The organism is Rufibacter roseolus (genome assembly GCF_017916365.1).
GTDB lineage: Bacteria > Bacteroidota > Bacteroidia > Cytophagales > Hymenobacteraceae > Nibribacter > Nibribacter roseolus.
Window position 1 is genome coordinate 515632 of record NZ_JAFMSU010000001.1, and the last position, 14778, is coordinate 530409.

At 52.0% G+C, this 14778-nt stretch carries 12 protein-coding genes; 9 read left to right on the forward strand and 3 right to left on the reverse strand.

All coding sequences use genetic code 11. The features are described 5' to 3' along the window. Nucleotides 1-3 precede the first annotated feature (3 nt). The 7 genes from J3P35_RS02155 (at nucleotide 4) to cls (ending at nucleotide 9317) form a co-directional block, all read left to right on the forward strand. Nucleotides 4-1452, forward strand: coding sequence for a Glu/Leu/Phe/Val family dehydrogenase (locus tag J3P35_RS02155; protein WP_210462618.1), 1449 nt, complete (start codon nucleotides 4-6; stop codon nucleotides 1450-1452). Nucleotides 1453-2267: 815 nt separating this feature from the next. Then, nucleotides 2268-2786, forward strand: coding sequence for an RNA polymerase sigma factor (locus tag J3P35_RS02160; RefSeq protein ID WP_210462620.1), 519 nt, complete (start codon nucleotides 2268-2270; stop codon nucleotides 2784-2786). Then, nucleotides 2770-3408: a hypothetical protein gene (locus tag J3P35_RS02165; RefSeq protein ID WP_210462622.1), complete on the forward strand. Its 639-nt coding sequence runs from the start codon at nucleotides 2770-2772 to the stop codon at nucleotides 3406-3408. The genes J3P35_RS02160 and J3P35_RS02165 overlap by 17 nt, the downstream gene beginning before the upstream one ends. 784 nt (nucleotides 3409-4192) lie before the next feature. Then, complete coding sequence (locus tag J3P35_RS02170) at nucleotides 4193-5680, forward strand: DUF5687 family protein (protein ID WP_210462624.1); 1488 nt, start codon at nucleotides 4193-4195, stop codon at nucleotides 5678-5680. Between the two features lie 37 nt (nucleotides 5681-5717). Then, the gene (locus J3P35_RS02175; protein ID WP_149090028.1) at nucleotides 5718-6410 is read left to right on the forward strand and encodes an ABC transporter ATP-binding protein; all 693 of its coding nucleotides are present in this window, start codon (nucleotides 5718-5720) and stop codon (nucleotides 6408-6410) included. A 281-nt stretch (nucleotides 6411-6691) separates the two neighbouring features. Continuing rightward, nucleotides 6692-7744: a metal-dependent hydrolase gene (locus J3P35_RS02180; RefSeq protein WP_210462626.1), complete on the forward strand. Its 1053-nt coding sequence runs from the start codon at nucleotides 6692-6694 to the stop codon at nucleotides 7742-7744. A 100-nt stretch (nucleotides 7745-7844) separates the two neighbouring features. Next, nucleotides 7845-9317: a cardiolipin synthase gene (gene cls, locus J3P35_RS02185; RefSeq protein ID WP_317195344.1), complete on the forward strand. Its 1473-nt coding sequence runs from the start codon at nucleotides 7845-7847 to the stop codon at nucleotides 9315-9317. A gap of 469 nt (nucleotides 9318-9786) precedes the next feature. On the opposite strand, the gene J3P35_RS02190 is transcribed toward cls, so the two are convergent. From J3P35_RS02190 to recF, 3 genes are all read right to left on the reverse strand, one after another. Beyond that, nucleotides 9787-10362, reverse strand: a complete 576-nt coding sequence (locus J3P35_RS02190; protein ID WP_210462628.1) for an acyl-CoA thioesterase — start codon at nucleotides 10360-10362, stop codon at nucleotides 9787-9789. A gap of 500 nt (nucleotides 10363-10862) precedes the next feature. Further along, on the reverse strand, nucleotides 10863-11189 hold the full coding sequence (locus tag J3P35_RS02195; protein WP_210462630.1) for a DUF721 domain-containing protein: 327 nt from the start codon (nucleotides 11187-11189) through the stop codon (nucleotides 10863-10865). Between the two features lie 375 nt (nucleotides 11190-11564). Next, nucleotides 11565-12680, reverse strand: coding sequence for a DNA replication/repair protein RecF (gene recF / locus J3P35_RS02200; protein WP_210462632.1), 1116 nt, complete (start codon nucleotides 12678-12680; stop codon nucleotides 11565-11567). 139 nt (nucleotides 12681-12819) lie between these two features. Here recF and pdhA point away from each other — a divergent pair, with 139 nt between their 5' ends. Together pdhA and J3P35_RS02210 are read left to right on the forward strand one after the other, a co-directional pair. Continuing rightward, the gene (gene pdhA / locus J3P35_RS02205) at nucleotides 12820-13866 is read left to right on the forward strand and encodes a pyruvate dehydrogenase (acetyl-transferring) E1 component subunit alpha (RefSeq protein WP_210462634.1); all 1047 of its coding nucleotides are present in this window, start codon (nucleotides 12820-12822) and stop codon (nucleotides 13864-13866) included. A gap of 95 nt (nucleotides 13867-13961) precedes the next feature. Further along, nucleotides 13962-14666, forward strand: a complete 705-nt coding sequence (locus J3P35_RS02210; RefSeq protein ID WP_210462636.1) for a tetratricopeptide repeat protein — start codon at nucleotides 13962-13964, stop codon at nucleotides 14664-14666. The last annotated feature ends 112 nt before the right edge of the window (nucleotides 14667-14778 follow it).

Sequence of the window (14778 nt, forward strand, 5' to 3'; positions counted from 1 at the left end):
ACTATGAGTCAATCCGTGTCATCCATTAAGAGCCCCGCTGTGTCACCCGGCAGAGAATTTCTGGATAGTGTCCATTACTACTATGACCAGGCTGCCCAACATTCCAAACTTCATCCCGGTATTCTGGCGCAGATCAAGGTCTGCAACAGCGTCTACAAAGTCAATTTCCCTGTGGAGGTAGACGGGCAGGTACATGTGTTTGAGGGAATCAGGGCCCAGCATAGTCAGCATAAGCTGCCCACCAAAGGCGGTATCAGGTTCAGTATGCACGTAGACGAAGACGAGGTAGTGGCGCTGGCCAGCCTCATGACCTTCAAGTGCGCCGTAGTGGATGTGCCGTTTGGCGGGGCCAAGGGCGGCGTGAAAATAAATCCCAGAACCTCCTCTGTGGAGATGCTGGAGAAAGTGACCCGCAGGTTTGCCTCTGAGCTTATCAAGAAAAACCTTATCGGGCCGGCCGTAGACGTACCCGCCCCGGACTACGGAACCAGCGGCCGCGAGATGGCCTGGATTGCCGATACCTACCATGCTTTCAAATTTGGGGAAACCAACGCGCTGGGCTGCGTTACCGGTAAACCGGTAGGCCAGGGGGGTATCCGAGGCCGGAACGAGGCCACCGGTCTGGGCATTTTCTTCGGGCTGCGGGAAGCCATGCAGGACCAGGCCGTACTGAAACCATTGGGTCTCACCAGCGGATTGGCCGGCAAGAGAATCATTATTCAAGGCATGGGGAACGTAGGGTACCATGCGGGCAAGTTCCTGCAGAACGAGGGTGCCATTATCATAGGCGTGGCCGAGCGCGAGGGCGGTATCTACAACCCAGACGGCATGGATATTGACAGCATTTTCCATTACCGCAAGCAGAACGAAAGCTTTGAAGGACACCCAGACGGCCACTTCATCCAAAACTCCATTGAGATGTTGGAGTATGACTGCGATGTGCTGCTACCGGCTGCCCTGGAGAACCAGATCCACAGCGGAAACGCCGAGCGCATCAAGGCCAAAATCATCGCCGAAGGCGCCAACGGACCCGTTACCCAGGAGGCCGAGCGGATTCTGCACGCCCGTGGCGTAGTCATTATCCCAGACCTGTACCTGAATGCCGGCGGGGTGACCGTCTCCTATTTTGAGTGGCTCAAGAACCTCTCCAACGTGCGCTTCGGGCGGATGGGCAAACGCGCCGAGGAAGCCAGTCTCAAGCGCCTGGTGAGCACCATTGAGAAAACCACCGGCAAGAGCCTCTCCGCCGAGGAAAAGCTGTTGATCATCCACGGCGCTGATGAACGGGATTTGGTCTACTCCGGCCTGGAAGACACCATGATAACGGCCTACCAGGAGATGCGCGAAGTAACCCACCAAATCAAAGGCATCACGGACCTGCGTACCGCCGGTTTCTACGCCGCCATTGAGAAGATTGGCGTGAGTTATCAATCACTGGGTATTTTCCCGTGATGGTTTGCGAATTGTTTTCGGGCTGTTTTTATTGAGACAGGCAGGAAAGGGGCGCCTCGCTGGAGTGAATCTGGCGAGGCGTTTCTTATTTTATTGTTTGGTTCTGGCGTTGCTTTTGGTCTTTGTGGTTTTCGATGTGCTTTCGTAATCCGTTGATGCTAGCGTGGCGCCGCAGTTTGCGTGGGTTTATAAGCTTGGTTGTTGCATCGCTGTGCTCCGTGCGCTCACGGCCGCGAGGCCCCGCCTTCCGGCCTCGCGCTGTGTTCTTTTCCTTTCCTCGGCTGAAGCCATCGGAATGTTGGGCTTTGCCCAACACCGGAAAATCACAAGGCGCTCAACCGAAAGGCTGGAATTGGAAATGCGTCAGTAGAAACGCCTCAGACCTCACAAGTTTTCAAAACCTGCAAGCATCTTCCCTGCAGAGACTCCCCCTTGAGGGGGCGAAGGGGAGTGTTTACACCTGCTGCATCGTTTTGGATTCAACTTTGGCAACTTCCTTTCTTCTTTTCACTGGTTCAAGTCTGTGACTTGGACCTACCATGACCGGCAGTTTGCAACTGCCGTGAGGCGACAGCCTCAAGAAAACGTATCATTCTGCTAATAAGGCTGCTATATGCTTTAAGTTGACTTAGCCTTCATACAGAAAATTTCTCCTATGCTTACAAGTCCTTACTTCAGCTTGATGTATTCGTAGCCAATTTTTGAAAATCAGGTCCAAAATAACTCTGATATGTCAGCGGAGACGTTATTTCCGGCAGAAAGTGTAATTTACCTGGGGCCAAGGCTACTAATACCTTAAACCTTTACGTACCACGGTGGAGAATCCGGCTTTACGCGCAGAATTTGTCAAGCTCATTGCCCAGGATCAGGCCCTGATCCATAAGGTGTGCAGCATGTACTGCCGGGACCCTGAGGAGCGGAAAGATCTGTTTCAGGACATAGTGCTGCAACTTTGGCGGTCCTATCCCTCGTTTAAGCACGAGTCCAAGGTAAGTACCTGGATGTACCGCGTAGCGCTGAACACCGCCGTCTCCAGTTTCCGGAAAGACAGCCGCCGCCCCCGCCACGGCTCTCTCTCAGACATGGACCTGCAGATTCCGGCCACGCCCGATACCTCCGCTGAATACGAGTTGAAAATAAAATATCTCTACGCCGCCATTGACCAGCTCTCGCAGGTGGAGAAGGCCATTGTGATGCTGTACCTGGAAGACAAAAGCTACGATGAGATGGCTGAGATCATAGGTATCACCAAATCAAACGTAGGTGTGAAGTTGAACCGCATCAAAGCGAAACTAGAGAAGCTGTTAACCCCGGTGTATGATGAATTTAGATAGCCTCAAAGATACCTGGAAGGTATACGCGGCCCAGGCGGCGGCAGAGCACCAGGTGACCGAGCACCAGATCACAGGCTTGCTCAAGGCCCGTACCGAGAACGCCCTAACCAAACTCAAGCGGAACATCTACTTTGAGTTAGTAGTGCAGGTCTTTACGGTATTGTTGTTTGGGGCGGGCACCATCCTGGTCAAAGAAGACCCTGCCTTTCAGGTCTTGTGTGTGGTAGTAATGGTGGTGTGTTTACCGTTTCTGGGTTATTTCTGGGCAAGGCTGTCTTATGTGAAAAGCCTCAACGTGACCACCGCCAACCTCAGGTCTACCTTGCGCAACCTTATTGAAATGCTCACCGGCCTCACCCGCCTCTACTTCTGGACCAACATGCTGCTGGCGCCCATCGGGTTGGCGGCTGGCCAACTGGCATATCTTAAGCTGGCCAAAGGCATCAACATCTCGCACCTGCCCTGGGAGCAAATGTATCTTCGCCTCATCATCGGGTTTGTCATTGGCGCCGTGCTGGGTTATTTCTTTTTGAAGTGGTACATCCGGCAGATGTTCGGTGGCCATCTCAAGGCGCTGAAAGCTGCTTATAGTGAGTTGGAGAGTGTGGAGGTAGCAGCGTAGCTGGATTAATCTTATTTTTAAAGGATTGATGTTTTCTTAGTATGCATTTCGTTTGTGCTGCTACTGCCTTTCAGTTGTTTTCTTTTGCATTCGTAGTCCGCTTGTGTTGGCGTGGCGCCGCAGTTTTCGTGGGTGCATAAGCTTTACTGTTTCATTGCTAAGCTCCGTGCGCTCACGGCCGCGAGGCCCCGCCGTCCGGCCTCGCGCTGCGCCAGCTTCCTTTGCTCCTTTCAGTCGCAATGCCTGGCGGCACCGGAACCTGACAAGGCGCTCCACCGAAAGGCTGGAATTGGTGCTTTTGGTTAAAGCCTTTGCAGCTCGCAACAGCGAACCATCCCAAAATATGGTAGGTTTTTATTCCCCTCCTCGGAGGGGCAGAGGTGGGTTCATTTTCCATGGTTCAAGTCTGTGACTTGGACCTATAATGGCCGGCAGTTTGCAACTGCCGTGAGGCGTTAGCCTCAAACCAGCTTTTTGCCTACTCCATTGTTCTCCTCGGCCTCAATCTTCCCCCTTTCATTATATTCCTAGATTACTCTTATGAAAAAGTAGAGGGATGTCTACACGTGCCTGACCACGTAATTCCAACGTTTTTAACAATGTAGAGTCCAAGCACCGCCTTGCCTCTTACCGTTCCCACCTCCATCACAATCTACTCAAGCAAATCTTCCATCATTACCTTCAAACTTCCTTGGCAGACAAAGAAAAAGCAGGGCAAGGCTGTAATATTTAGGCAGTTCGAGATACTAACGAATGGAACAGCCTTCCTTACTACCTTCCCTTTATGATCAGACTTCTACTTTCTCATCAATGGAAAGAAGCTACCCGTTCCAGTGTATGGCAGAAGAACCTTGCCGTGAACCTGGTGCTGGGCTTCTTCATGCTCCTTTTGCTGCTGTATGTGGTGGTGCTGAGTGCGTTTATGGACGTGATTATTGAGAAGGCGTGGCCAGACAAAGATCCGGTGGCGGTGATCAATGGGGCTCTGCTGTATTACTTCCTGTTTGACCTGGCCTTTAGGTTCTTCATGCAGGAGTTGCCGGTGCTGGGCATTCAGCCGTATTTGCACCTGCCGGTGGGCAAAGGCAAACTGGTGCATTTTGTGCTCTGGAAATCTATTACCAGCTTCTTTAATTACATGTCTTTGCTGTTGTTCATCCCGTTTGCGCTCAAAGTGCTGCCGGAGGTGTATGGGCTAGGCGGAGCCTGGATGTGGGTGCTGGGGCTGTTCCTAATCACTTTGATCAACAATTTCCTGACGCTTTACTTCAAACGCCAATTGGTAGAGAAACCCCTGGTGACCTTCGGGTTCCTGCTGGCGATAGTAGCGTTGGCCACATTGGATTACCTTAACCTTATCTCAGTGGGAGCGGCCTCCGGATCGTTTTTCCGGGCCTTAGGGCAAAACCCTGTCTGGGTGCTGGTGCCTGTGGCGCTACTGGTGGCAGTATACCTGCTTAACTACCGCTTCCTGATTGCCCATACCTATCCAGAGGAAATGCGAATCAGTAAACAGTCTAAGGTGGGTACCTCTGCTGAGATCGGTTTCCTGCAGCGGTTCGGCGAGTTGGGTACGCTCATTGGGCTGGAGTTGAAGCTGATCATGCGCCACAAACGGCCTAAGTCCACCACCATGATGTCTGTCCTCTTCCTGGCCTATGGGTTCATCTTCTACACTCAGGAAATGTACACCAAGGGGTTTGCCATGCTCATCTTCCCAGGCATTTTCATGACAGGTTTCATGATGCTGAGCTACGGTCAGTTTGTGCCGGGCTGGCAGAGCGCCCACTTTGATGCCCTGCTTACCAAACGCCTGAGCCCGTATACCTTCTACCTGGGCAAATTCTGGATGTTTGTGCCCGCCTGTACCATCGCCTACCTGGTGACGCTGCTGTATGGCCTCATGCCGGGCAGTGGCGGCAAGATCATGCTCATCAACACGGCCTGCTTTCTCTACAATATAGGTGTGAACACCTTTGTGGTGCTGTACCTGAGTACTTACAACAAAAAGCGGATTGACCTGAGCAAGAGCGCTTCCTTTAACTGGCAGGGCGTGGGTGCCTCCCAGTTCATTCTCATGCTGCCGGCGCTGCTTTTGCCAATCCTGGTATATCTGCCCTTCGGGCTGATGGACAAACCGTGGTGGGGAATTGCGGCCGTGGGCATCATTGGTCTGCTGGGATTCCTTTTCCATAGGCAGTTGCTGGGCATAGTGGTCAACCGTTTCCAGCGCGAGAAATACGCCATCGCGGCCGGTTTCCGGCAAGCTTAGTTTTAACCCTGATTTCAAAAAATAGCCGCATAACGAGATGATAGAAGTACGCGATCTCCAAAAGAATTACAACGGCGTAACGGTGGTGAACATCCCGGCGCTAACCGTACAGAAAGGCGAAACCATTGGCCTGGTAGGCAACAACGGCGCTGGCAAGACCACTTTCTTCCGGATGATCCTGGACCTGATCCGCCCTACCAAAGGCGAGGTGTTCAGCAAGGGCGAGAACGTGCGCGCCACCGAGGATTGGAAACAGTACACTGGGTCGCACCTGGACGAAGGCTTCCTCATTGACTTCCTCACGCCCGAGGAGTATTTCGCTTTCATTGGCAAGCTCAATGGGTTGACCACCGGCGATGTGCAGGCTTTTCTGGACCGCTTCCGCGATTTCTTCAACGGCGAGATTCTGGAGCAGCGCAAGTACATCAGGGATTTCTCCAAGGGCAACCAGAAGAAGGTAGGCGTGGCCGCCGCCGTCATGTCTGATCCGGAACTCTTAATCCTGGATGAGCCTTTCGCCAACCTGGACCCCAGTTCCCAGATCAGGCTCAAGAACCTGTTGAAAGACCTCAAACGCCAGGGCATGACCCTGCTCATCTCCAGCCACGACCTGAGCCACGTGATTGAGGTTTGTGACCGTATTGTGCTGCTGGAAAAAGGCCAGGTCATAGAAGACATGAAAACCGACGAAACCACGCTCAAACAGCTGGAAAGCTATTTTACGGTATAGATATCCACAGCAGAATCCTGTGAAAAAGCATCTGGTCCCGTAAGGGTAATCCACACGCAAACTGATTTGACTTGTCCCTCTTTCAAGGCCGTTTTCTGCAAAACAGCCTTGAAAGAGGGATTTTTATGCCTGATGGTTTCTGATGATAACTAGTAAGAACAAAGCCGTAATGGCGCAATTAAAAGTCTGGAGCCTAATTCTGTTTTAGCCTCGATTTCTGAGAAGCGGCCGCAAAACGCCTTTTGGCTCCTGTGCGTAGAGAAACACCAAACAGAAACCAAATGGATTCACTCACGCACGCTGCTTTGGGCGCCTGCCTCGGCGAGATCATGCTCTCCAGAAAGCTGGGGAAGCGGGCTTTGCTTTATGGCGCGGTGGCCCAGAACCTCCCCGATATGGATGTGGTAGCGGCGCTGTGGCTGCATCCCTCAGAAAACCTGCTAGTACACCGCGGGTTCACCCATTCCTTTTTCTTCGGGTTGCTTTTGGCGGTTCTGCTCACGTATTTAGCGGGTAAGTGGCACCGGAGCAGCGGGGTACGGTGGCAGCAGTTCTTCCTGTTTTTTGTGGTGCAGATAATTGCCCATGATCTGCTGGATACCTGTAACGCCTACGGCACCGGATTGCTGGAGCCGTTCAGTCACCAGCGGTTCTCTTTTCACCTGCTGTACGTAGCAGATCCGTTCTTCACCATTTGGCCTGTGGCGGCTTTGGTTGCGTTGTTGATTCTCAAGAATCCTTTGCCGGTAAGAAAACGATGGGCTTTGGTGGGCTTGCTGCCTGCGGGGCTGTACCTGCTGTATGCAGTGGTAAACAAATCGGTCATCCAGGAGGGGATAGAAGCTTCTTTGGCCAAAAGACAAGTGCCGCATACGAGCCTCATGGTCACGCCTACACCGTTCAATAACTGGCTGTGGTACGCCGTGGCCACTACCGATAGTGGTTATTACGTGGGCCATCGGTCTGTTTTCGCGCCGGATGATTATGCCACGGATTTCAGGTTTTTCCCAAAAAATGAGGCACTGCTGACTTCGGCGGTAAGTCCGGAGGAAGTGCAGGAGTTGAAACGGTTTTCCGCCGGCTATTACACTGCCGAGCGCTGGAATGATACGCTGGTGTTCAATGTGCTGCGGTACGGGCAGATCCTGGGCTGGCAAAACCCCGATGCCCGCTTCACGTTCCATTATTTCTTGAGCCCCCCAGGAGTGGACAATAAACTGGTCATGCAGCGCGGCCGGGTGAAGGGCTGGACCAGAGAAACCCTGCAGCAGATGTATTGGGCTATCTTCAGGGTGCCGGAGGAAAGACATCGGGTGAAGCCCAGAAAGCAATAAACAACCAGCAAAGCGCTTCTTTTGGGGTTGTGGGGCGAAAGCGTACGCTATGGTGGATTTGCGCTTAAATTTCCATAAACAAACCTGAAACATAGATTCTGTGGCGTACCTCCTGAACAGCGTAGATTGGTTATTGATCTGGAACATCGTCTACTTTACGGTGGTGGCTCTGGTGTGCCTGCGCATTATCTATGACACGGGCTCCACGTCTAAAACGCTGGCCTATCTGCTGTTCACCATCTTTGTGCCGTTTGTAGGCATCATCATCTACTTCTCCTTCGGGATCAACTACAAGAAGCGCCGGATCTACAGCAAGAAGCTGGTGAAAGATGAGATTTTCCTGCAGAAGCTGGAGCACCGCGTGGAAACTTACTCAGCGGAAACGCTGGCGGCCAGCAACACCCAGGTGCAAGGCTACCGGGAACTGGTGAAGCTCCTGCTCAACGACGGGCTTAGTCCGCTCACCGGCGGAAACCGGGTGAAGCTGCTGCTGAATGGCGAAGAGAAATTCCCCGAGGTGCTGCAGGCGATGCGGGAGGCCCGGCACCACATCCATCTGGAGTATTACATCATTGAAGACGACGTCATCGGAAACCAGATCAAAGACCTCCTCATCCAGAAGGCGCAGGAAGGCGTGCAGGTGCGGTTCATCTATGACGATTATGGCAGCCGGTCTATCCGGAAGAAATACGTGGCCGAGTTGCGGGCCGCAGGCGTGGAGGCTTTCCCTTTCCATAGGGTGCGTTTCCTGCTGCTGGCCAACCGCCTGAACTACCGTAACCACCGTAAGATCATTCTGGTAGACGCCAAAATCGCGTTTGTGGGCGGCATCAACGTAGCCGATCGTTACATCAACCATCCCGGGGAAAGCAAACGGTTGTACTGGCGGGATACCCACCTGCGTATTGACGGTCCGGGTATCTACTACCTGCAGTACCTTTTCTTCTGCGACTGGAACTTTGCCTCGGGACAGATGCTGCCGCCGCACCGGAGGTATTTCCTGACCCCGCCGCTCCCAGATGGCCATGCGCCCGTGCAGATAGCCGCCAGCGGCCCAGATTCGCCTATGCCCACTATTCTATTCTCCTTGTTGCAGGCCATCTACCTGGCCCAGGAAGAAGTGCTCATTACCACGCCCTACTTTATTCCCGGTGAAGGCATTCTGCAGGCACTCACGGTGGCGGCGCTGGGTGGCGTTAAAGTGAAACTGCTGGTGCCGGGCATCTCAGACTCGGCCCTGGTGAACGCGGCGGCCTGGTCTTACTATGACGATATGCTCCATGCCGGGGTGGAGATTTACCTGTACCAGAAAGGCTTTATCCATTCTAAAACCACGGTGATTGACGGCACCGTGAGCATGGTGGGCACCGCCAACATGGACAACCGCAGCTTTGAGCTGAATTTTGAGGTGAACGCCGTGGTCTATGATACCGATCTCTCCCAGCAGCTCCGCGGCATCTTTTACCGGGACCTGGAGCACGCCACCAAAATAGACCTGGAAGCCTGGAGGCAAAGACCCCGCCTGAAACAGCTCTTCGAGAAACTCGCCCGCCTACTCTCGCCGCTGCTTTAGAAGGAGGAGGTTGGAAAATATCAGTTCCTAGTAGTACTAATACTGAAGATTAGATTAAGCTAAACTTGGAATGAAACAGTCATGCGCAAAAAGCTCATTCCTCGGTCTGTCCCCTGACAGACGGAAATAACAAACCGAAAACAGGCGGATATTGGATTGGCCTGTCCCTAACAGGCTAAGGTAAAGCAGGAGGTTTAGGGCCACGGCATCAGCAAAGCTGGTTTAAGGGGGCACTCTACGGAAGTTTTAAACTTCCGGCTATGGTAGGTTCAAGTCACAGACTCGAACCAGGTACTTTACAGAATATACCAATGATTTGGCTTTTCCTTCGGTAGTATAAATTTCCCTCTGGGAGGGGCAGGGGGTAGGTTCCCCCTTGGGAAGCAGTTCTACCAGCAGTCTCCTCTATACCTCGCAGAACGGCGGCTCCCGTTTTACTCCGGTTTTGGAAAAACAGCATTGAAACAGACTACAGCTCAAACCCCAGCTGGCATCGTTGCCCTAGTAGGGCCGTAATGTTCTGGCGCAGTTCCAGGTTGGTCTTAATCTCTTTGAATTCCTGTTCAGAACGGGTCTTGATTTCTTTCCGTTGGATGGCCTCAATAAAGCGGCGGGCGTCATCCGGGGTTTCCAGGAGCAGGCCCGGCACCTGGGCTGGCTTGTCGTCCTCACCTTTGGCCACCATGGTGAAGTATGAGGTATTGGTGTGCTTCATAAACCCAGATTTCACGTTCTCGGCCACTACTTTAATGCCCACCATGAGCGAGGTTTTGCCCACGTAGTTCACCGAGGCCATGAGGCTCACTAGCTCACCTACTTCCACGGGTTGCAGGAAATGGACGCCGTCTACCGTCACGGTAACGCAATAGTTGCCCGCGTGCTTGGCGGCGCAAGCATAGGCTACCTTGTCCATAAGCGAAAGCAGAATACCCCCATGGATCTTACCGCCGAAGTTGGCGTAGCTGGGGATCATCAACTCGGTGAGCGTGGTACGGGAATGGGAAACCGGGCGGAATAAATCTGGTTCAAGTCTGGGTTGCTGCATGCCCGTTTCTACGCTGTTTTTAGAAAAAGTGTCTAAAACGGGAAACCTGCTTATCCTCTGTTTTGCCAGAAAATTACAGAGAGGGAGGAGTGTTTTGCTTTCTAATTGCAATGAGCGCTCAAGCAGTTAGCGCCAAGTATTATTGCTATAGAGTAGTAATAGCATAAAAAAGGCAAAATGTAATCCCACCAAACCTATGAAGGTGCTCTTGAAGCGGGATGTACCCAGAGTTAAGTCAATCAAAAATCCGTAGATGGGATATTGAAGTAGGCCTAAACCAATGATAAGGAATTCCATATCCATTGCTTCGGAGGCTGTGAATACCATTACAATTGATGCCCAGGGAAATAGAAAAAACGCTGGTCCATACCAACCATGACCTCCGCCCGCAGAGAAAACAGCCATTATCAGGAGCAATGGCGTTAACAGGGAAAGGGTAAATGCCCACCTGTGTCTTGAGGTCATACGTCAGAAATGACGAATTTCAGTAGTTTGAATGCCTACAGGAAGATGACATCATCAACCACCTGCTCGCCCATTTCAATGTTGATCAAGGCCATCACTTTCCCCCGGGCCATGTTCAGTTCATGCTTAAGCGGGGCTGAGGAAAGGCGCACGTACAGTTTGCGGTTGCGCACAAATACCTCCTGCGTTTTCATGGAGATGGCTTTGCCCATGATCTTTTCCCAGGAGCTCACCAGCTGCACCTCGTTTAGTTTTCCGTTCAGTTTATAGGCTTTGAGCATGGCATCAATACTGTCTTTCAGGGAGATAGTATCGGCTTTGCGCATGAACGGGTTTCTGGGATTAAGCGGACGCAGGGACATAGGAGGCTCTTTTAAGGTGTTGCTACGGCGCTAAATTACTCTAATCTCAAGCGTTTCGGTGAGGTTTGGCCAGATGAATTTACCCACTCGGTTATCCCCAAATCAACCTCAGTTATACACCTGCTATTTACAGACTGTTTTACAGAAAACACCCTCAAAGCACCTCCTCCTGATACGAGAGTTCTTTTCTTTTTACGGTAGTGAGGACAGATTTATTTAGGAGGAAAGAACATTACCGCTGGCGCGAGCGTCCCGCTCGTGTCCACACGCACAGCAGAGTTACTTTTGTTGCTCAACTAGTAATAAATAGAAATACGTGCGGACACGAGCGGGACGCTCGCGCCAGCGGCACAAGAACCAACTGGCAACTAATAACTACTCTTCGTCTTCAATCGTCACCGCAGTTCCTTCAGAGATTCTGAAACGGCGAATGTTATTGGACAGGGGCTGCAGGATTTTGTCGGTGCGCTCCAGGTGGGTATCAGTGAGGAAGATCTGCCCGAAGGTGTTGTTGGCCACCAGTTGCATGAGCTGCGTGATGCGTTTCTCGTCCAGGCGGTCAAAGATATCGTCTAGGAGCAAAAGCGGTTTCTGGCTGTTTTTTGAAGAAAGCACCTCAAACTGGGCCAGCTTCAAAGCAATGACATAACTCTTCTGCTGCCCCTGCGACCCAAAGTTCTTCACGCTGCGGCTGTCCATCAAAAATACGAAATCGTCTTTATGCGGGCCCACGGTGGTGCGCTGCAGGAGTAGGTCTTTGCGGTGGCTTTGGTCCAGCAGGTAGGCGTAGTTCTGCCGGATTAACTGGCTTTGGTACCCGAGGGTCACCACTTCATGCGAGTCTGAGAGGTGCTGGTAGTGGCGCTGGAAGACGGGCTCAAACGTTTCCAGGAAAGCGGCCCGCCTGATACTCAGCTCGGTGCCCAGGGGCATGATCTGCTCATCCAGAATCTGTAGGTACTCCTTATCTACGTAGCTTTTCTCATAGAACTGCTTCAGAAGCGAGTTGCGCTGCTTTAGAATATAGGTGTATTGGATGAGTAGGTCCAGGTAAGAATGGTCCAGCTGGGCCATGAGCGAGTCAAAGAACTTGCGGCGCTCCTCGCTGCCTTCCCTGATCAGGTCCGTGTCATACGGCGAGATCAACACCACCGGGAACTTGCCCACGTGCTCGCTCACCCGCTCGTAAGGCGCTTTGTTTAAGGTGATAATCTTTTTCTGGCCCGTCTTTAAATAACACTGAACCGCACTTATTTTCTCTTCGGTTTTAAACCGGCCTCGTACAATGAAATACTCCTCGCCCTCTTTGATGTTCTGCAGGTCTGAGGAGGTGAAGGCGCTTTTGGTGAGCGACAGATAGTGGATGGCGTCCAGCAGGTTGGTTTTGCCGCTGCCGTTGTCGCCAATGAAACAGTTGATGTGCGAAGAAAAAGGCAGGGTGGCTTCCTCGTAATTCTTGAAGTGCAGTACGTGTAGATTTTCGAGGAGCATGAACTTGTTTACAGATTTTTACTTAATTTCGCATGTTTAGAATACCTTACGGAACCGAGTCCAGGCTACATCTACCTTGATAAAGCTTTTGGCGAGGTCTCAATATTTTTGACTTAACCCTTACCAATACAAATACAGTATGGCAGAGACGAAAGCAGCGAAGACGAAAGATGCGAACAAGGCAAAGGTAAACGCTGCCCCAGCATTTTCAAAAGAGACCTACTTGCGCTGGTATGAGATGATGCAGCTCATGCGCAAATTTGAGGAGAAAGCCGGTCAGTTATACGGCCAGCAGAAAATCAAAGGTTTCTGTCACCTTTACATCGGGCAGGAAGCCTGTGCGGCCGGTGCCATCACCGCCCTCACCAAAGACGATAAATGGATCACCGCGTACCGCGACCACGCCCACCCGCTTGGGTTAGGAACTTCTCCTAACGCTGTGATGGCCGAGTTGTACGCCAAAGCCACTGGTTGCTCTAAAGGCAAAGGCGGTTCCATGCACATTTTCGATAAAGAAGTAAACTTCGTAGGCGGTCACGGTATTGTGGGTGCCCAGGTTCCGCTTGGTGCTGGTCTGGCCTTCGCTGAGAAATACAACAAGACCGGTAACGTTGCCATCACCTACATGGGTGACGGTGCCGTTCGTCAAGGTGCCCTGCACGAGGCCTTCAACATGGCCATGCTGTGGAAACTGCCCGTTATCTTTGTGGTGGAGAACAACGGTTACGCCATGGGTACCTCGGTACAGCGTACGTCTAATGTGACCGAGCTGTACAAACTGGGTCTGTCTTATGACATGCCGTCTGAGCCCGTGAACGCCATGCGTTGCGAGGATGTGCACGAAGCCGTAGCCCGCGCCGCTGAGCGTGCCCGCGCCGGTGAAGGCCCAACCTTCCTGGAGTTCCGCACTTACCGTTACAAAGGTCACTCTATGTCTGACCCGGCTAAGTACCGCACCAAAGAAGAACTGGAAAGCTACCGTAACCAGGACCCCATTGAGAGCGTGCGCTACACCATCCTGGAAAACAACTTCGCCACGGAGCAGGAACTGGAAGAGATTGATAATAAGATCAAGGCCCAGGTGCAGGAATCTGTGGAGTTCGCCGAGAAATCTCCTTATCCAGCCCCCGAGGAATTGTACACCGATATCTACGTAGAGAAAGACTATCCTTACGTGATGGACTAAAAAACCAGGGCCGTGGGAACCTGAGCTAACAATTTGTGGTTCAACGGGCAGGGCTTTTTCAAGAACAGCATCTAAATCCTTTTTTATAATTACTGATGTCAAATAACACAATTAAGCGAGAAGGCGAATTCGAGCTATTAGAAAACCCGGATGCGCTGGCTGACCGGTTGTTGAAGTCGGAGAGTTATGTGGAGCGTCACAAAAACCTGTTCATCGGGATTTTTGTAGCCATTGCTGCCGCTGTGGTTGGAGGGTTCCTGTATTACCAGAACCAGCAGACCAAAAACCAGGAAGCATTGGCGGCCATGTTCCAGGCCGAATACTATTTAGAAGCTGATTCCCTGAGCAAAGCCCTGAACGGCGATGGCCAAAACGACGGTTTCAAAGCCGTAGCTGATGAGTACGGCAGCACCAAGGCTGGTAAACTGGCTAACTTCTACGCGGGTGTTGTTTCTCTTAAGCAAGGCAAATATCAGGAGGCTCTGAACTACCTGGAGGAATTTAAGTCTGATGACCTTCTGCTGCAGGCCCGCGCCTACAGTCTGCAAGGCGATGCCAACCTGGAACTAGGTAAAAAAGAAGAGGCTGCTGCCCTGTACAAGAAAGCCGCTGAGCACAAAGCCAACGACTTCTTCTCTCCGCAGTACCTCATGAAAGCTGCCGTGGCTCACGAAGCCGCGAACCAGTACGCCGAGGCTATAGAAGTGTATGACCGCGTGATCAATGACTACCCGTTAAGCCCAGAGGTAAACGAGGCCAAGAAATACAAGGCCCGTGCCGAGGGATTAGCTAAGAAATAAGGCTCCTTAGAGTTAAATAAGAACAGAGCGGCTGCTGAAAATAAATTCGGCAGCCGCTCTGTTTTTTTATGCAAATTTGCGTAGAACCGTTTCTGGGCTGTTTTTGGCGAAA

Bases quoted from the DNA above. Each gene is read 5' to 3' on its own strand.
- J3P35_RS02210 (WP_210462636.1), top strand. From the start codon at position 13,962: ATGTCAAATAACACAATTAAGCGAGAAGGCGAATTCGAGCTATTAGAA.
- J3P35_RS02155 (WP_210462618.1), top strand. From the start codon at position 4: ATGAGTCAATCCGTGTCATCCATTAAGAGCCCCGCTGTGTCACCCGGC.
- J3P35_RS02165 (WP_210462622.1), top strand. From the start codon at position 2,770: ATGATGAATTTAGATAGCCTCAAAGATACCTGGAAGGTATACGCGGCC.
- J3P35_RS02195 (WP_210462630.1), bottom strand. From the start codon at position 11,189: ATGTCCCTGCGTCCGCTTAATCCCAGAAACCCGTTCATGCGCAAAGCC.
- recF (WP_210462632.1), bottom strand. From the start codon at position 12,680: ATGCTCCTCGAAAATCTACACGTACTGCACTTCAAGAATTACGAGGAA.
- J3P35_RS02190 (WP_210462628.1), bottom strand. From the start codon at position 10,362: ATGCAGCAACCCAGACTTGAACCAGATTTATTCCGCCCGGTTTCCCAT.
- J3P35_RS02180 (WP_210462626.1), top strand. From the start codon at position 6,692: ATGGATTCACTCACGCACGCTGCTTTGGGCGCCTGCCTCGGCGAGATC.
- J3P35_RS02175 (WP_149090028.1), top strand. From the start codon at position 5,718: ATGATAGAAGTACGCGATCTCCAAAAGAATTACAACGGCGTAACGGTG.
- pdhA (WP_210462634.1), top strand. From the start codon at position 12,820: ATGGCAGAGACGAAAGCAGCGAAGACGAAAGATGCGAACAAGGCAAAG.
- J3P35_RS02170 (WP_210462624.1), top strand. From the start codon at position 4,193: ATGATCAGACTTCTACTTTCTCATCAATGGAAAGAAGCTACCCGTTCC.